This is a genomic window from Laspinema olomoucense D3b, from assembly GCF_025370785.1.
Taxonomy (GTDB): Bacteria; Cyanobacteriota; Cyanobacteriia; order Cyanobacteriales; family Laspinemataceae; genus Laspinema; species Laspinema olomoucense.
The window spans coordinates 256,567-274,934 of record NZ_JAMXFA010000001.1 but is presented as its reverse complement, the minus strand read 5'-3'; the positions used below and the strand labels follow the sequence as shown (position 1 = coordinate 274,934).

The window sequence follows — 18,368 nt, the reverse complement described above, 5'->3', positions numbered from 1 at the left end:
GAAACAGTTGTTGGTTACACGGCGGGATAAAAGCCCGAAAGATAATAGCAGATTTCCTGTTACTCTCTTTCGGGCTATTTGTTTCTTTACTCTACTTGTTTGTAGTAACTACTTCATACGGAATCCGGTTGTGATAAATCTATAAAAACCCGCAGGCTGAAGCCTGGGTCTATACGGACAAAGCCCGCCTGCGCGGGCTAATAGAAAAAACGACTTTTAACAACCGGATTTGGTAGAATGGGTAAGTCCTACCATTTGTTTAAAATAGAAAATATCGCTGGGCCAAGGGCAACACTTGGGCGGGTTCACAGGTGAGTAATTGACCATCCGCCCAAACTTGATAGGTTTCTGGATCGACTTCAATATAGGGCAGGGTCTCATTTAATTTCATATCCCGTTTCCCGATTTTCCGCGTGTCCGAAACGGCGATCGCCTGTTTTCGCAATCCTAACTGAGTTGGTATTTCTAACTCCAATGCCGCTTGGGAGACAAAGGTAAAAGATGTCGCCGTCCGCGACCCTCCAAAACTGGCAAACATGGGCTGAGAATGGATGGGTTGCGGAGTAGGAATACTGGCATTAGCATCTCCCATTTGGGCGTAGGCGATCGCCCCGCCTTTGAGGACGAGTTCCGGTTTCACCCCAAAAAATGCCGGACGCCATAAACATAAATCCGCCAGTTTGCCTTCTTCAATCGACCCCACATAATTAGCAATCCCGTGGGTAATTGCGGGATTAATTGTATATTTAGCAATATAACGCCGCGCCCGGAAATTATCATGTTCTGTGGTACTGGGAATCGCATCTTTCCGGTCATCCGGAGACAAAAACCCCCGTTGTACCTTCATTTTATGGGCGGTTTGCCAAGTGCGAATGATGGTTTCTCCCACCCGTCCCATTGCCTGAGAATCAGAGGAAATCATACTAAACGCCCCGAGGTCATGTAAAATATCCTCGGCAGCAATGGTTTCCCGGCGGATGCGGGATTCTGCAAAAGCGACATCTTCTGGGATACTGCGATCGAGGTGATGGCACACCATCAGCATATCCAGATGTTCTTCTAAAGTATTGACTGTATAAGGTCGGGTCGGATTGGTGGAAGAGGGCAGCACATTTTTTTGGCCGCAAACCTTGATAATATCTGGGGCGTGTCCTCCGCCAGCCCCTTCTGTATGGTAAGTATGAATAGTGCGGTCTTTAAAGGCGGCAATGGTTTGTTCTACAAATCCGGCTTCATTGAGAGTATCGGTATGGATAGCAACTTGCACATCATATTCATCAGCAACGGTTAGGCAAGTATCGATCGCCGCTGGAGTGGTTCCCCAGTCTTCGTGCAATTTTAATCCGATTGCGCCCGCGAGAACCTGTTCCACGAGGGCACGGGGTCTGCTGCTGTTGCCTTTTCCCAGAAACCCCAGATTCACCGGGAAGGCATCGGCAGCTTGTAACATCCGGTGAATGTTCCAAGGTCCGGGGGTACAAGTGGTAGCATTTGTCCCGGTAGCGGGTCCGGTTCCCCCGCCTAACATGGTGGTAATTCCCGAGGCGATCGCCACCTCAATTTGTTGGGGACAAATAAAGTGAATATGGGCGTCAATTCCCCCGGCTGTGAGAATCATCCCCTCCCCGGCGATCGCCTCGGTTCCTGGACCAATAATAATATCAACATCATCTTGGATATAAGGATTTCCGGCCTTTCCAATTTTAAATATTTTCCCATCCCTGATTCCTACATCGGCTTTCACGACTCCCCACCAATCCAGAATCACCGCATTGGTAATTACTAAATCTACCGCCCCGCTATCATTAGCAATGGGGGATTGTCCCATGCCATCGCGGATGACTTTTCCCCCGCCAAATTTCACTTCATCGCCGTAGGTGGTAAAGTCTTGTTCAACTTCAATAAATAATTCTGTATCTGCTAACCGGATGCGATCGCCCACCGTTGGGCCGTAGGTTTCCGCATAAGCGCGGCGGTCCATTTTATAACTCATTGATGTTCCCTCACTCCATTCTCGCCCATCATTTCAGGGTTCCAATTAGTTTATCCCATTTGAGGGAGAATTAAACAGGCATTAGTACGCTTGATAACAGCCTGGAGTAAAACAGGGGAATAAAGCTACCCAAATTCCCAGGAATCGATGACATCAACCGGGCGATCGAGATGCAGATTTCAGAGTAAACACCCCACACCCTTGAGGTGGGGGTGTGGGTCAACCTCCGAAAATCTGATGGGTATCCGTCCTAATCGGGTTAATTCCAGTTCCCAATTAGAGTAAACGCCGACCAAAAATAAGGGTGAGATAGGTTCGGCGTTTTTTGTTCTACCAATTCCGGTGGGAGGGGGACGGTTTTGCCATTAGAGAGAACTAACATCCCATTTTCTAGGCGCACCTCTCCCCTTAACAGCGCCAGTTGGGTTTGCCGTAAAGCTTCGGCTTTCAGTGGTTTTTCCCCTAATTGGGAATAAAATTCACTCATTAATCCCAGAGTGCCTGCATCGCTAACATACCAGAAACTGGCTAAGGATGCCTTAGCCCCAGAAAGCACCGCTAACCCCGCAAATCCTAACTCCGCCTCGGTATCTCCTACTGCCGTCCGACAAGCACTTAGGGTTAAGAGTTCAATGGGAGGATTTTGCGAGGTATTCCACCCGAGTTCCGTGGCTAACTCTCGAATTCGGTTGAGTCCGACTCGGCCATCGTAAAACGTGATATAAGAGTTATCCAAATTTCCCCCTTGAAATTCCGCATGAGTTGCCAAATGGATAATTCCAAATTGTTTTTCCTGGTTAATTTGTCGGAAATTAGCGGCAGTGAATTGTTCATTCAAGAAAACAATTCCCTTCCAGGGTTCGCTCACAATATTTTGCAACTCACTAGGTACCGCAGGCAGAGGATTGAGGTTTTCAAAAATAGCAGAACCCATCGCTAACACTTCTCGGTTGCGGATATCAGAATAGGTGACATCAGTTAAGCCAAAACTGGGGACTAAAGCAACGGCATATTTTTCTATTAAAAACTGTTCGCCATCATGTAATGCCGCCAGGGGAAGGGTTCTCAACCCAGAATCCATCGAAAAAACTAAGGTTTCAATCCCATTAGCTTTCAATTGTGCTTCCATTGGAGCAATCAAGGACTGATAGAGTTGTTGGGCGATCGGTAAGTAACTCTGGCTGTTTATTCTTCTGGGATTAGTCAGTTCTGCTCGCAAGTTTTGCACCTGTGCAATCAGCTCTTCCCGAGAGATATTTGGCACGGTTTGGCGAACAGCTACCTCACTCGTTCTCTCAATCAGTCCTTGGGCTAAATCCGCTGAAACCACTAAGTCTGAACTGCCCCCGGCTACTCTAAAATTCTGGGGGAAAATCATCACCAGTTCTAATTGCTCTGCTAAGGCTGAGACATAAATAAATGCACTCTTATTGTCAGTTTCTTGCCACAAATCATACAATTTTTGGGCAATTTCATCGGGAGTCGCCGTTTCCCCCAATAACTCCACCGCTAGATAATTGCTAAACTCCATTGCCTGAAATTCTTCCAACATTTGAACCGCCACCCCAACATCAGCAACGGCTAACTGAGTTTCATAACCCGGGCGATCGACTTCTTGGTCCGATAGGGGAGTCATGGGTTGTGCCTCTTCCGTTGTGCTATCACCCCCTTCGAGAATCTGACCCTCTATCGGATTGGTACTTTCTGTGGTGGGGTCCGGTTCTGGATTATTCTCACCCACCGTTGGAGGAACTTCCTCCTCACGGGGAACCTGGGGATTCTCCGGGATGACAACCGGGGCGCTGGGTTCGGGCGCTTGAGTGTTAATTGGTTCAAGGGTTTGAATGGGAATCGGTGCTGGCACTTCCCCTGGGCTGTTAACAGGGATTACTGGGCTATCCCCAGGTGTTTCTGTGGGAGTCTCTGTGGGAGTTTCTGTGGGAGTTTCTGTGGGAGTTTCTGTGGGAGTCTCTGTGGGAGTCTCTGTGGGAGTTTCTGTGGGAGTTTCTGTGGGAGTTTCTGTGGGAGTTTCTGTGGGAGTTTCTGTGGGAGTTTCTAAAGGGAGTATATCTCCGCTTGGTATAATTGCAGGAGGCTCTTCCACTGGCGGTTCTTCCACAGGAGGCTCTTCTACAGGGGGTTCTTCTACAGGGGGTTCTTCTACAGGTAATACCGGCTCTGGAGTTAGGGGTCCTGTGATATCCGACTGGTTTGTCTGGGTGATGGCAGGATCAGCAGCGATCGCCACCAATGTCATAGCCAAAACTAATTTCATCCATCCCTTAAACACTTTCATTGTGAGAATCCTTCTCTAAATAAGCCTGTACTACAACCGATCAAATGTAAACCCATAACCAATCCCCAGAATAAACCGAGTGCCATCTCCAGCACTTCCGGTGATGTCCGTAATCGCGGGAGAAATCACCAAAGGAATATTCCGAAACGGCACCAGGGAAACCCCCAAAGTGAGGTCCTGACCCGTCCATTCGGCGATCGCACTCACGGGAGGAGCAACCCGTACTGCCACTGAGCCAAACAGCCCTACAGTCCCCTCTCCCGCCTGGATATCCGACTCAGAGCGGTATTGTCCACCCCCGACCCCCAGGGTCAGATACAATTGGCTCCAAAGGTTCTCGGGGTCATCCAAAACAAACCGTTTCGTCACCACGCCATACCCAGAGGTCCCGCCATCGGTTTCTCCCCAAGTGAGCGCTCCTTGTACCCCTGCCGCAATGCCAAAATCATTGGGCAATTGTCGGTGCAATTTTAAGCTGACACTGCCATCCTCGAAGGCATCACCCCATAAATCCGTTACCGTTATACCAACAGTTAAGCCAATATTTTCCCGAGGATTTCCAAACCCGATGCCGAATCCACCAACCCCATCGCTAGTATCCGTAAACCGAGTTCGTTCCTGTAAACCTAGTCCAAATCCCGCACTTCCCCAACCCGCACCATAACCGGAGGGAGTCATCACCGTAATCGCCGGAGAAGCCAAATAGGGTTTGCTTTGAGTGGTAAGATCCATGCGAGGACGAAACGGGATGCGTTCGGGAATGAAGGGTTGTTCCCCCGGGGTCCCCCGATGTAAGGGAGTCCCTTGGCGGGGGGTCGTTCCCTCCGGTGTTGTGGAGGGTTCCCCTTGGGCGATCTCACCTTGGGGGTGAACCGTCCCCTCCCCGGCATCCGGTTTAGGAAAAAGGACCTCAGTGCGATCGCCCGGAAGGGGTTGGAAAAATAAAGGCTCCAGATTAGCAGCATTAGCAGCAAATTCCAGCTTTTCCCCGAACCCTTCTGCTTGCCAGGGTTCTACCTCGCCCGCTTGGGCGACATCAGGGGGGAATAAAATCCCGAGGAGCAGTAATTCAACGATCATACATTTCATTAGTGGCGAGGCTAAACAATAAATACCCCTGGGAGGATTGTACCCTTTCTGCTCTGCAAAATCACATTTTCCTTTCCCCCCAGGGAGAACTATGACCTTTCAACTTCATCGATGGCAATCACTCTAGTCGAAAATACTTACCGCTGTTTTCTCACCTCAGTTTTAAGCGTAACAGCGATCGTAGCACTCCGCAGTCAAGCGATCGCCGTCATCCATTGGCGGTGTTTTATCACCTAAAGAACGGGCGATCCAAATCACCCCATCCTGGCAATCCTTGTTTATAGTAGAACTATCCTATTACCTATTCTCTCTTGAGAGAATATTTAAAACATGATTAAACCGGATAAACTCTCAGAAAACCTCACATTAGAATCGGATTTAGCCAGTGGCGTCATTCGTCTTAAACCCCAGGAATTTATTCATGTTTTAGATAATAATACGGGAATTACTCGCCTAGAAGTTGGACCCCAAACTATCACCCTACGAGATGGGGAACGACTCATCTTAAAACCACAACCTGCAATTGTTGTCCCACCGCGCCATTATTGCATCGTTGCCAATCCAGTCATGCGGGATGAAAATCGCGCACCCCTGACTGATCCTCGGGGACAAATTAAACTGCGTTATGGCGATCGGGAAATTCGTTTATCTCAAGAACCCTTTCCCCTCTATCCAGGGGAAGAACTCGCCGAAAGCGTCACCCAATTGCAAGTCGTGGAAACTAACCAAGCTTTGCGATTGCGCGCCTTACGGGATTTTAGCGATACTGTGACAGTCCCCGGGGAAACCGCTCAAACCCAAATTATTGAGCGCGTTGCCGGAGATGAATGGCTATTTGAAGGACCCGGAACCTACATCCCTCGGGTGGAAGTGGCGATCGTTAAAACTGTGCAAGCCACTATTATTAAAACTAATCAAGCCCTTCGATTATTTGCCCGTCAAAACTGTAGCGATCGCCAAGGAATTCACCGCCGCGCCGGAGAAGAATGGTTATTAAGAGAAGAAGGAGCTTATTTACCGGGCATTGATGAAGAAATCCTCGGTCTAATTGACGCTTATGTCTTAACCGAACGTAAGGCTTTACATCTGAAAGCATTACGCAGTTTTACTGATATTTTTGGACGGCAACGGAAAGCCGGAGATGAATGGTTAGTCACCTTAGAAGATGCAGAAATTCATATTCCCGACGTCTATGAACAAGTCGTGGGAGAAGTCGAAGTGACTACCCTGAATGACCGAGAATGGTGTATTGTCGTAGACCCCATCGATCGCCAAGGTAAACCCCAATTTGGGATGAAGGAAGTCCGACAAGGGCGACTTACCTTCTTTTTACATCCCGGAGAATCCCTCCACAACGGCATCCAAAACCTGTATGTGCTGGGGGAACAAGAAGCCTTGTTACTCTGGGCTTGTGAAGCGTTTACCGAAGGGACTCCAGAAAACCCGATTCATCATCAACCCGGGGATTTGTGGATGATTCATGGACCCCGCGATTATATTCCGCCGGTACAAGTCCATGTGGTTGAAAGGCGCAAAGCGATTCCCTTAGATAAAAATGAAGGAATCTATGTGCGAGATATTCAAAGTGGGGAACTTAAACTGGTGAGTGGACCCCAAGCTTATCTGTTAGCCCCCCATGAAGAATCTTGGGAAAAAGAGTTACCCCCGGTGGTGGAAGAGTTGCTGCAACGCAAAAGTGACCCATTAGGCGATCGCGGGGAATATAGCGGCAGTAGTGAGGAAACCCTCGGACGAAACCGAAATCAGAGCAAACAACGGGATAAAACTCGTGCGGTTGTGTTTCATATTCCTCAAAATGCCGTAGTGCAAATTCACGACTATAAAGAACGAACTGCACGGAATGTATTCGGTCCTGATTTAGTCATGCTTGGTCCCGATGAAGCCTTTACGGTGTTAAGTTTATCGGGGGATAAACCCAAACGACCCAATGCCATTAAATCCTTAGCCTTATTATTGGGTCCGGATTTCATGACGGATATTTTCACCGTAGAAACTTCTGATCATGCGCGACTGCAATTACAATTATCCTATAATTGGTATTTTGAAGTCGATAAAAATAACGAAGAACAGACCGAGAAATTATTTCAAGTTCCCGATTTTGTCGGCGCTGCTTGTAAGGCGATCGCCTCCCGAGTGCGCGGTGCCGTTGCCGGAGTCCAATTTGATGAATTCCACCGCAACTCCGCCCGCATCATCCGCCAAGCCGTCTTTGGAGTCGATGACGAGGGACATATTCGGGAAGATTTCCGATTTCGTTCCAATAATTTAGTCATTACTAACATCGACATTCAATCCGTCGAGCCCGTGGATGAAGAGACCTTAAAAAGTCTGCAAAAATCCGTACAAATTGCTATTCAAATCACCACAGACGCCCAAGAAGCTGCCGCCCGCCATGATGCAGAACGCATTGCCCAACAAGCTAAAGCGAGACTAGAAAGACAGGCGATCGTTGATAAGAGTGCCGCCGAAGCAGAACGGCGAAACCTGCTGGAATTAGAAGCAGAAAACGCCGCCATTTCCTCCACCGGACAAGCCACCGCCGAAGCCCGCGCCAAAGCCGAAGCCGCGCAGATTCAAGGACAATTACAAGTGAATTTAGCCACCCAAGAAGCCGAAGCCACCCGCATCCGCGCCGAAGTCGAACTCGCCCAACTGCGATCGCGCCAAGAAGCCGAATTCGCCCATCAACAAGCTCTCACAAACCTAGAAATAGAAAAAGCCCAACGCATGGCAGAAATTACCAGTACCGAATTTGCCGAAAAAGTAGCCGCCCTAGGACCTGACACCCTGCGGGCGATCGCCCAAGCCGGACCCGAAATGCAAGCCCGACTCTTAGCGGGATTAGGTCTACAAAGTGTGTTAATTACCGACGGTAAAAGCCCGATTAATTTGTTCAATACCGCTAATGGCTTAATTGGGGGAGTGCCATCTAATCCAGGGGGAAATGGGAGAGAATAGACCTAACCCCCCAACCCCCTTCCCTGGCAGGGAAGGGGGAGCAAGAGGGACACAAAATTCCTGTTTTCTCTTGTTCCTCGTGACATGAATCCGCCATGACCAAATTCGCTCACGCCTCTAATCCCAGAAAGCCCAGAAACCGGGTTTCGGCGATAACCGTAATTGTAAGGCATAATGTTTCCTAAGAAGCCCGGTTTCTCAACTGCCCAAGCAACCCACTACCCCATCAACTCCACCCATGCCAAACCCTCCCCCAATCCGACAACAACTCGATCGCGAACTCGATCGCCTTCCCCCCGAATCCTTAACCCAAATTCTCGCTTTTGCCCGCTCCCTTCAACCCCAAACCGATTACACTACCCTTTGGGAAAACTGGTTTGCTGAAGTGGATACACTCCCCCTCGATTCCCCACCTCCTAACGTACAAACCGCACCACCAAACTACAGTGATTACCTTGTTGAAAAATACCGTGATCAAGGATTGAATCTGTGATTCTCTGTGACACTGGCATTTTGATTACCATTGTCGATCGCCGACAGCCCAAACACCACGCTTACCGCCAAGCCATTAGCGGTTACGCCTGCCCCTTGCTGACGACTTGGGCTTGCCTCACAGAAGCAATGTATCTGAGTCATCGGCTAGGCGGCTGGACAATGCAAAACCAACTGGGGAAGCTAATTGTTCATGGCGGACTTATCACCTATTCCATTGATACAGAGCAACAGATGACCCGTTTGTTGGCATTGATGGAACAATATCGCGATCGCCCAATGGACTTTGCCGATGCAACTCTTGTACTGGTAGCAGAAGAGACCGGACAGCGCCAAAATTTAACCCTGGACTCTGATTTTTTATTTTATCGGATTCATAACCGCGATAGTTTTGAGATTATATCCGTCGATTAGGGGAATAATGACTCCCGCGCCCGATGGTCTTCTTTTTCAACTGCGATCGGCCCTAGACACCCCCTCGGTCTCACCCTCCTCTCCCGCTTCTAGTTCCGCCCCCGCTTTCTCTATCTGAACCCATTAACATTGAGTTATGTATAGCGGAGTGAATTGATCGCCTATCTGAATTAATCTTTTACATACCACAAAATATCGAAATTGTCAAGACTTTCAGCAATTTGGCAACTCCCAGAATGGAGTGAATATCATAGTAAGGGAGAAAACAAGCTCTGTTAAAATAATCCCTGAAAGAAAAAGCCTATGACTGCTCAATTGATTGACTGGATGACTGCTGCATGGGGAATCCTGCAAGGCAATCATCGCTTTATGGTGTGGAATACGTTTTTAGCGGTTGTCCCCTTAGCGTTGAGTTTTTGGCTGTTTCATAAACCCCGATCGCAATGGTTGCGGTGGGGGGTGTTTCTCATTTTAGGGGCCACTTTTCTGCCGACTGCTCACCGGGTTTTGCGGACGGGAATTTTCCTGCTGCAACGCATCAGTGCGGATTACTTAATCTGGATTCTCATCCTGACTCTGATTTTGATGTCTTCGGAAATTTGGCAGTTGCGGCGCAGTCAAAATAGCCCCACGGGCTCGCGTTCCCTGTTATGGTGGGTGGGATTTGTGGCGTTTATCGCCTTTTTACCGAATGCGCCTTATGTCTTAACGGATGTGATTCATTTAATCAATGATATTCGCGCGGGATACTCGGTCTGGATTATTACTTTAGCTTTGATTCCCCAGTATTTGATATTTATGATTGTGGGGTTTCAATCTTATGTTCTGTCCCTGATTTATTTAAGTTGGTATATGGAACGCTGTGGGTTGCGTCGGTGGACTGGGTTGGCGGAACTGGTGATACATGGGTTGACTGCAGTGGGGATTTATCTGGGTCGGTTTCAAAGGTTTAATAGTTGGGATATTGTGACGGACCCGGATATTTTAGTCAGAAGTGTGATGAATGATTTGATAGGTCGCCGTCCGTTTTTGGTGATGATTGTCACTTTTGTGGTGATTACGGTTTTATACTGGTTATTTAAACAGTTGACTTTGGCCTTGATGCACCGGAATAGTCAGCCGAAAAGTGCCTGGGGTCCAGTCGCCCCAGGGGAGTCTCCTGCAACGGATTCGGAGGCATAGTCCGGGTTAAAAGGGGCAGTCCCCTGAGTCACGGCGGGCAGTTTCTAACAGGATGCGCTGTTCGGACCGGGCGATCGCCTGATGGGTACGGACGATCGCCTCGGGTTCGACGGAAATTCCATCAATTCCCCAGCGCACCAAAGTATCAATGGTTTCCGGATACCGGGTGGGTGCGCCTCCACAAATCGCACAAGGAATTCCCGCTGCTTTTGCCATCTGTATCAGTTGATGAATGGCACTCATGACTGCCGGGTGACGGGGGTCAAACACCTGGGACATTTGTTGATTTTCGCGGTCTGCGGCGAGGAGTAACTGGGTTAAATCATTGGTGCCGATGGAGATTCCCTGGACTCCCGCTTGCACATAATCGGAGATTAAAAATAAGGCAGAAGGTACTTCCGCCATAATCCAGAGTTGGAAATCCCGAACGCTGTCGAGTTTGAATTGTTGGACTCGATTCCGGCAAAATATAAATTCTTCGACGGTTCGCACAAAGGGAATGATTAAGCGCAGGTTGGTTAATCCTTCCTGTTGTAGTTTGGCTAGGGTTTCTAGTTCTAAATCAAATAATGCCGAATCGAGGAGGTAGCTAAATGCGCCATGTACCCCCAAGGTTTGGGCGCTACGATTGGGGTTGATGCTGGTTTGTCCGGGCGATCGCATTGCGGGAAGATCGTACCCGCGCAAATCTAAGGACCGATAAAATACCGGACGGGGAAAGAAAAATTCGGCGACGCGCTTTAAGGGGTGGGAAATTCGGTGGATAAACTCCTGGTTTTTGTGGCGATCGCGCCATTGGTAGGGGTCTTCGGATTGGAAAATTTCCAGGGCCATCATTTCCGATCGCAATAAACCCACTCCATCTAAGTAGGTTTCAGCAATTCGATCTAAGGAACTCGGATGAGACAGATTCACCATCAACTGAGTGGCGGTGGGAAAGGGTTGGGTGAAGGAAGGGGTTAGGGAGTCAGAGTCGGGTAAAGGCATCGGATGAGGTTCTAAGATAACAGAGGCAACAGGTTGAGGCGATGGCGCCGGACTGGGTTGGACGGTTCCCCCAGGGAGTACAAAGATTTCGCCGGTATCGCCATTAACACAAATTTCCGTGGCGGTGGCGATCGCTTGGGTGACTTTGGCAGCCCCCACTACGGCAGGAATGCCAAATTCTCGGGCGAGAATTGCCGCATGACTGGTCATTCCCCCGGATTCGGTGACGACTGCCGCTGCTTGGCGGACGATATGCAGCCAATGGGGGGCTATTTCTGTGGCAATCAAGATCCGTCCTGGGGGGATATTTTCCCAGACTTCCGTTACCGACGTCATGCAATAGGCTAATCCCACGGCGACTCCTTTGGCAGCCCCTGTTCCGAGGATAATCTGTAGCATCTCTTCTCCCTCGGTTGCCGTTACTGGGGCAGATTTTGGGGCAGGAGGTGGGTCTAAAGGGGGTGGGATTTCCCATGAGGGGAAGGGATTTCCCACTTCCACTCCGGTGATATAGATCTGTTCTGGGGACTGTTCTGTAGCTTTGGCAAGGGTCCATTCTAGGATGAAATTCCGGTCTAAGTGACTGCCGAGGTTGCGGGCGATCGCTCCCAATTTGGCCACTTCCGGGGGTTTGAGGGAAAATTCCTGTTGTTGTTCGTCACTCACCAAATAGGGTTGAAGACAACTGTAGGGACTCAGCAAGCTGGTTTCCAAGGTTAAATCATTGGATGGGGTGGAGTTTAACCTAAGATCATAACCGAGGTGTTTGTTCCCCAGAATTTGGGCGATCGCCTCCCCATTGTTAGACTGGATTTGATACCAATCGGGAATTGCCTGTCCCAGTTTAATCGCCAGGGCCAATCCCCAAGTGGCTTGAATTTCACAGTGCGCTTGGGTATAGGTGAGGGTTCCGGAGGTAATGGCACTGTGTAGGGGTTGCACCAAAACCGCCAGATTCAGTGAACGCAGTTCAATGCGCGATCGCTGCCAATATAATAAACTTCTTGCTCTAAACAACTCTGCCCAAGTTTGTAGTACCCCCAGGGCAATTTCCTCGGGATCGCACAGGCAAACATAGCTTTCCACTAACCCGGAAAATTTGACCGGAGTGGGGGTATTTTTGGGCAGGGTGACGCTAGGGGACAGGATTAACCCCGGGGAACTCAGTTGTTCCGCTGCCATTGCCAACTCGTTGATCCACTGCCTGGGTAACTCTGCTGCCATCATTTCTTCCCGGATATGTTGGGCGATCGCCTTAAGCTGTCGGGTATCATCTACATTCAGATGCACCGAGGAACTCAGGAGCTCGGCAAACAGAGGTTCTTCCCAAGGATAGGTTTCTAGAAATTCTCGCAATGCAGGGGCCGCCAACACAAATCCGGGCAGCACAGGATAACCCTGTTGCGCCATCTGACTTAAATAAAATGGATTGTCCCCTACTAAATACCGTTGTGAGGGGTGAATTTGGTCCAGCCAGTAAAGGTGATCCACAATCAAGTAAGCATTCGGACATCCTCTATCATAGTCTGGGTGTCTCCCTTTTGCATGGATTGCAAAAACCTGGTTAACTCCGAGGAAGGGGGCTAAGATAAAATTTTAGTGTAGGAAAGGGAGGTTAGGACCGAATGGGAAATTGGGCGGCATGGATGAAAGGGTGGGTAAATTTGTTTTTGAAACCTAACTGTCCTTTGTGCGATCGCCCGGGAAAACCGCTTCTGTGTCCCGCTTGCGATCGCCAGTTGCAGCGCCAAAAATTCTCTTTGCAGCAACGGTTATTAAAGGAAACCCCTCCGGTATTAATTTGGGGTCGCTATGGCGGGGTGATGAAACGGGCGATCGCGGTGATGAAGTATCAAAACTGCCCGGAACTCGCTCAACCCCTGGGGTACTCTCTGGCTGAAACTTGGTTACAGTCCCCCCTGGCAAAAGCGCAGGGACTCACGGTGGTTCCCATTCCCCTCCACCCCGCAAAGCAACGAAAACGGGGATTTAATCAGGCGGAATTACTGGCAAAAAGCTTTTGCGAACTGACGGGATATCGTTTAGAACCTCGGGGTTTAGAACGAGTGCGAGATACAGAGGCGTTAAATCAATTATCCCCCGCACAACGCAGGCAAACTCTCGCCAATTCCATGACGGTGGGGGAGGGGTTGCGCCGCAGGCAGCCAAAACAGGGGGTGATTTTGCTCGATGACATTTATACCACAGGGGCAACTTGTCAAGAAGCTATCACAACTTTGTCCACCGCCGGGATTCGGGTATATGGGATTGCGGCGATCGCCACGACTCAGCCTTTGGATTAACCTATCCTGCTTTGATTTTCCCCTCCCGGAGAAATTCCTCGAAGGTGAGGCGACTGGGTAAGGCGGATTGAGCACCGGGTTTGGTTACTGTTAAGGCACCAGCGGCAGCCCCCCATCTGACAGATTCGGGCAAGGGCAATCCCTGGGCGATCGCCACTGCCAATGCGCCATTAAAGGCATCCCCTGCCGCTACGGTATCCACGGCTTCCACCTCAAAGGCAGGCACAAAAAACTGCTCTTCTCCCCTAGCACAAAGCACCCCTTTTGCTCCTAACTTGGCGATCGCTGTTTTGACTCCGCGTTTTTGTAATTCGGTGAGGGCTTCCCGGGCTGTTTCTATATCTCTCACGGCAATTCCGGTGAGGATACTCAGTTCGGTTTCATTGGGGGTAATGATATCAATCACGGAATACAATTCTGGGGGTAGTTCTCGGGCAGGGGCTGGGTCTAAAATAACCGGAATTCCGGCATTTTGAGCTTTTTTAGCTGCTGCCAGAACGGAGGATAGGGGAATTTCTAATTGTAATAATAATGCTGCCGCATCGGGTAATAAATCAGTGAGGCGATCGCAGTCTGACTCATTGATGCGATCGTTTGCCCCGGGGACAATCACAATGGTATTTTCTCCCGTATCTTCGACGGCGATCGTGGCAATTCCGGAAGCCGTGTTTTTATCAATGAAGATGCGATCGCACTTCACCCCGGATTGTTGCAAACTCTCCAGGAGTTCCTGTCCAAAACTATCCCCCCCCACCCGTCCAATCATAAATGTTGTCATCCCCAATTTCGCAGCAGCAACCGCTTGATTTGCACCTTTCCCACCGGATGCAGTAAAAAAGCTAATTCCCCTTAAAGTTTCACCGGGTTTCGGCAGACGGTGGGTGCGGGTGACTAAATCCAGATTGATACTACCGAACACCAGAATATTATTCATCGTTTCCCTTTCCCTTCACCTAGACCACTAATATTTTAGCATTAAGCCTGTCCCTTGATTTTAAATTGAATTCTCTTCTTGGCCTTGGAACAACTCTAATAAAAACTTTTGAGACTTCTTAGCCTCTGGAAAAAATGCAATTCTGGGTAACGCTAAACCCAAAATTAACATTCCCATCGGAATTAAAAATGCCAGATTAAAAATTTCCTTGAATAGGGCTTCTCCCAGAATCATCAAGGCTACTACTACAAGCATAATCAGCCATAAAGACATAAAAATAATCACAAAAGGGTGCAGTTTTATTTCTATTTTGATTTGACTGCCTCTACCGTGGGCCTGAATTTGACCTTCAATTTCAGGTAAAAAAGAATTGCGGTTGTAGATAACTCGGGAAATCTTAAAAGAGTGTTCGGCAATTTGTCCCTGGTACGGTTTTTTCGACCTACGCCAACGGAACTGGATTGGGTTGGAGGTAGGTGTCACCACTTCACTTAATTTTTTGAAAACCTCTTCGGGACTCAGATAAGTCGTCATTGTAAACCGTTTAAAAGGAAACATCTGCTCACCATTAGGGGTTATTTTTTACAATTGTCGCATAATTTATCGGATTTGAAGCGGGATTAAATTCCGACTAAATTTACTCATTTATGAACTCCAATATTCGGTATTTTAAGGACAAAATAAAAAATCTTTTTAAGTCAAATTGGAGAAATCATCTCCACCTTATAGTTTATCATTCTTTCAAAAAATTGACTAAAAAATTTTTTGAATGGTGAGCCATGACAACGAAAGTAATCATCGGGATTGCTAAACCCGCTAAGAAAATCGCAATCGGGCTGAAAACTACTGCAAAAGATGGGCTTTTAAGCATCATTAAAGAGACCCAAGTTGCTCTTCCCGCAGTTATTAGCCATATTCCCAAAAAAATCATAACCCCTGGATGAATTTTAATTTGGATATCGATTTGACTCCCGCTATTATGTTCCCTAATCTGGCCATCAAGTACCGGGAAAAAAGACTCACGATAGCGATCCGAACTGAGATGGTAGATAATTTTGGAAATTTGAAAAGAGTCTTGATGGATTTTTCCGCGATAGAGTGGAGTGATACTTTTCTCCCCTATCTGATAGTCGGTGTCCACAATTCCCATTAATTTTTCCCGAACTTGGTAGGGTTTTAGTGGGCTTTGAATAGTAACTTTTTGATAAGTCAACATTTTTTAATTTTCACCCCTATGTTGTAAAATTATTTACAGCTTTTTTAGTCATAGAGGCATAAAATTTTGCCTCTATCACTCTTAAATTAAAAATTTTCACTCCCTTGAAACAATTCCATCAAAAACTGTTTAGACTTCTTAGCTTCCGGGATAAATCCAATCAACGGTAATACTAAACCAAAAATGAACATTCCCACAGGCATTAAGAACAAAGGGTGAAATTCTTCAAACAGGACCGCTAAAAACATCAAGGCAGCTTGTCCAACTATACCCAGCCAAACGCACATAAAAATCAAAACAGCCCGGTGCAGTTTCATTTGAATTTCGATTTTACTGCCTTTAGCTTGGGCGTGAATTCGCCCCTCAATCTGGGGTAAAAAAGAATTGCGATGGGAAATGATTCGAGAAATTTTGAAAGAATGTTCACCGATTTGTCCCTGGTAGGGTTTTTCCGGCCTTTTCCACCGCACCGGGACCCATTGAGGGGGAGGTTCCACAACTGCTATTAATTTTTCCTGGACTTCATGGGGACTGAGATAAGTGGTCATTGTAAACCTTTGAAAGGGAAACATACGTTCACCTCTAGTGGGTTAGTGCTACAATTATGCCATAACTTAGAGCCATTAATACCCAATCCGGTTGTGATAGGTCTATAAATACCCCACCCGATCGGGTGCGGGTATTTATTTAGTCCAAGCCCCTATCTTCCAGCATCCCCCGGAATTTGTGTTTGCGGGCGTGGATTTGTAGCAATTCTTGACGATAAGTTTTCCAGCGGGTCCACTGCTCTTTTTGAATATAAGCTGCCCGCACTTTTTTCAACCAGTCGATCGCCTGATTATAGAATTCAGATTTTTTGCGATCTAAAATCGACTCGGCAAGGGGTTGCGCCGTTTCAATCACCCAGTCTGGACGGTGTTTAATCGCCGCATCCATGACCCGATGCACCAACTCTATCTCATAGGAACCAAAGCCTTCTACGGCGGCGATCGCCTCATCAATTAACCCTTCACTTAGGAAAATATCTACTTTAACCTCAGTTTTGTTCCAAATTTTATGTTCCCTCAGAGAATTTAATAAATTGGGCTGGTATTTGAACCAATTTTCACCGGCTAATTCTTTTATTTTAAAATAATCCCTCGAAGTGGGGTTATCGTAAAAAGCGGATTTTCTCGCCTCCAGTTCTACCTCAGTATTTCCTAATTCTTGAGCTAAATCAGCGGTCCAACTGGCAAGTTTATATTGGGAATCTCCCCGTAATTTCAACCCCATTCCCCCGACTTCCAGGGCTTGGTTGACTTTCCCATTACTGCGTAAGGTTTGACCCAGGGATAACGCTTCTTCCATTGTTTTCATTTGGTTCCGGGCGGCTTCCATTGCTTCCGTAGTTCGTCCTAAACTGCCCAACATGGTAAGATATTGTTTTATTTTGCCTTGGGCTTTAGCCAGGTTCAAATACTCTTGATATCGCTCTTGCCGATCCAGAATTTTTAAGCGAATTAAGACCAAATCTGGGAAAGCATTGAGGGAAGAATTTTCCGCTATTCTCGGTTCTGATAAAGTTCCTTGGAGGGCTTGTACCAAATGCGGATCATCCCATCCTTCGCTGAGGGATTCTAAGCTGAGGGGAAATTCGGTACTCCACTCCTCTTGGAGAATTTTTAAGCGCGATCGCCACTGTTCCACTTCACGGGAACTAAGGGATTCGCTGAGAATCGCTTCGGCGATCGCCTCATCCACTGCTGTGACAATTTCATCGGACTCAATCCCATACTGTTCCACCCGGTCCCAATCGGCTGCACAAGCTGAAGCAATGGCTTCTAACACGATTAAAGCATTATAACTTTCCCCAATTTCTATTAATCCTTGAATATTATCAATTAAATCTAACAACTCCTCGGTTACCGGGTCATCTTCACCGTCTAAGCTTTCAAAATACCGCATCCCTTCATATAAAATATCCCGCGCCTGCTGCCGAAAAGGAGCCGGATTGATAGGGGAAGGACGCTGATTATTGGGTGATTGTATTGGGCTGATTATTTCATTATTTAAGGTAATGTAATAGTCAATTTCATCAATAATTTCGGGTCTTTGTTTAACTAACTCTTGCACTAGACCTTGGATTTGGGCCCGGTTGAGCTGAGCGAGCAATTGCTCCAAAGTCGGACGCTCTTGAATAGTTTCTGGTTGCCGCATTACCACCAATAAGGTAGCGACAATATGTTCACACCATTCAGATTTATCATCAGCACAAGAACAGGTCACCGAGGTCAAACAGCCCTGCTCAAACCCCACCCGAACCCGATAGGGTTGGTCTGCATTATCCATCACTTCGGCATTGAGTAAATTGCCTCGCCGAGTCACGGAGGTTACATTGCCCGCTTCATAATCCGACTGGCCTTTGCTAAACAATGCAGGGGCAGATTTCTGGCGAATGAGGCGATCGGTCAAGTCAGGAGTTTTAGACATAAAGCAATCCAATC

General features: G+C 47.8%; 15 protein-coding genes. 6 read left to right on the top strand and 9 right to left on the bottom strand.

The features are described 5' to 3' along the window. Positions 1-259 precede the first annotated feature (259 nt). The 3 genes from ureC to NG792_RS01090 all read right to left on the bottom strand — a co-directional run bounded on the left by ureC (position 260) and on the right by NG792_RS01090 (position 5,369). Positions 260-1,993 (bottom strand): urease subunit alpha, encoded by a 1,734-nt coding sequence (gene ureC / locus NG792_RS01100; protein WP_261201605.1) that lies wholly within the window; start codon positions 1,991-1,993, stop codon positions 260-262. 259 nt (positions 1,994-2,252) lie between these two features. Beyond that, complete coding sequence (locus NG792_RS01095; protein WP_261234191.1) at positions 2,253-4,289, bottom strand: CHAT domain-containing protein; 2,037 nt, start codon at positions 4,287-4,289, stop codon at positions 2,253-2,255. Between the two features lie 30 nt (positions 4,290-4,319). After that, positions 4,320-5,369 carry a hypothetical protein gene (locus tag NG792_RS01090; RefSeq protein ID WP_261200888.1) on the bottom strand — a complete coding sequence of 350 codons (1,050 nt, stop codon included), beginning with the start codon at positions 5,367-5,369 and terminating at the stop codon, positions 4,320-4,322. Between the two features lie 120 nt (positions 5,370-5,489). Between NG792_RS01090 and NG792_RS01085 the strand changes: the two genes are divergently transcribed. The 5 genes from NG792_RS01085 (at position 5,490) to NG792_RS01065 (ending at position 10,445) form a co-directional block, all read left to right on the top strand. Further along, the gene (locus NG792_RS01085) at positions 5,490-5,615 is read left to right on the top strand and encodes a hypothetical protein (protein ID WP_261200889.1); all 126 of its coding nucleotides are present in this window, start codon (positions 5,490-5,492) and stop codon (positions 5,613-5,615) included. Between the two features lie 93 nt (positions 5,616-5,708). Continuing rightward, positions 5,709-8,357, top strand: coding sequence for a colicin uptake protein (locus tag NG792_RS01080; RefSeq protein WP_261234190.1), 2,649 nt, complete (start codon positions 5,709-5,711; stop codon positions 8,355-8,357). Between the two features lie 238 nt (positions 8,358-8,595). After that, positions 8,596-8,850 carry a hypothetical protein gene (locus tag NG792_RS01075; protein WP_261234189.1) on the top strand — a complete coding sequence of 85 codons (255 nt, stop codon included), beginning with the start codon at positions 8,596-8,598 and terminating at the stop codon, positions 8,848-8,850. After that, positions 8,847-9,263, top strand: coding sequence for a type II toxin-antitoxin system VapC family toxin (locus NG792_RS01070; RefSeq protein ID WP_261234188.1), 417 nt, complete (start codon positions 8,847-8,849; stop codon positions 9,261-9,263). The genes NG792_RS01075 and NG792_RS01070 overlap by 4 nt, the downstream gene beginning before the upstream one ends. Before the next feature lie 303 nt (positions 9,264-9,566). Beyond that, positions 9,567-10,445 carry a DUF1361 domain-containing protein gene (locus NG792_RS01065; protein WP_261234187.1) on the top strand — a complete coding sequence of 293 codons (879 nt, stop codon included), beginning with the start codon at positions 9,567-9,569 and terminating at the stop codon, positions 10,443-10,445. A gap of 6 nt (positions 10,446-10,451) precedes the next feature. Here NG792_RS01065 and NG792_RS01060 read toward each other — a convergent pair whose 3' ends face one another. Continuing rightward, entirely contained in the window at positions 10,452-12,923 is a 2,472-nt protein-coding gene (locus NG792_RS01060; protein ID WP_261200900.1) for a putative PEP-binding protein, read from the bottom strand. 134 nt (positions 12,924-13,057) lie between these two features. Between NG792_RS01060 and NG792_RS01055 the strand changes: the two genes are divergently transcribed. Then, on the top strand, positions 13,058-13,735 hold the full coding sequence (locus NG792_RS01055) for a ComF family protein (RefSeq protein WP_261200901.1): 678 nt from the start codon (positions 13,058-13,060) through the stop codon (positions 13,733-13,735). Position 13,736: 1 nt separating this feature from the next. On the opposite strand, the gene rbsK is transcribed toward NG792_RS01055, so the two are convergent. From rbsK to NG792_RS01030, 5 genes are all read right to left on the bottom strand, one after another. After that, entirely contained in the window at positions 13,737-14,669 is a 933-nt protein-coding gene (gene rbsK, locus NG792_RS01050; protein ID WP_261234186.1) for a ribokinase, read from the bottom strand. A gap of 60 nt (positions 14,670-14,729) precedes the next feature. After that, positions 14,730-15,203 (bottom strand): hypothetical protein, encoded by a 474-nt coding sequence (locus NG792_RS01045; RefSeq protein WP_261234185.1) that lies wholly within the window; start codon positions 15,201-15,203, stop codon positions 14,730-14,732. Between the two features lie 199 nt (positions 15,204-15,402). Continuing rightward, a complete protein-coding gene (locus tag NG792_RS01040; RefSeq protein ID WP_261234183.1) occupies positions 15,403-15,885 on the bottom strand; it encodes a hypothetical protein in 483 nt (160 codons plus the stop codon). A gap of 86 nt (positions 15,886-15,971) precedes the next feature. Next, positions 15,972-16,433 (bottom strand): hypothetical protein, encoded by a 462-nt coding sequence (locus NG792_RS01035; protein ID WP_261234182.1) that lies wholly within the window; start codon positions 16,431-16,433, stop codon positions 15,972-15,974. Positions 16,434-16,572: 139 nt separating this feature from the next. After that, positions 16,573-18,354, bottom strand: a complete 1,782-nt coding sequence (locus tag NG792_RS01030; RefSeq protein ID WP_261234177.1) for an SWIM zinc finger family protein — start codon at positions 18,352-18,354, stop codon at positions 16,573-16,575. Positions 18,355-18,368: the final 14 nt, after the last annotated feature.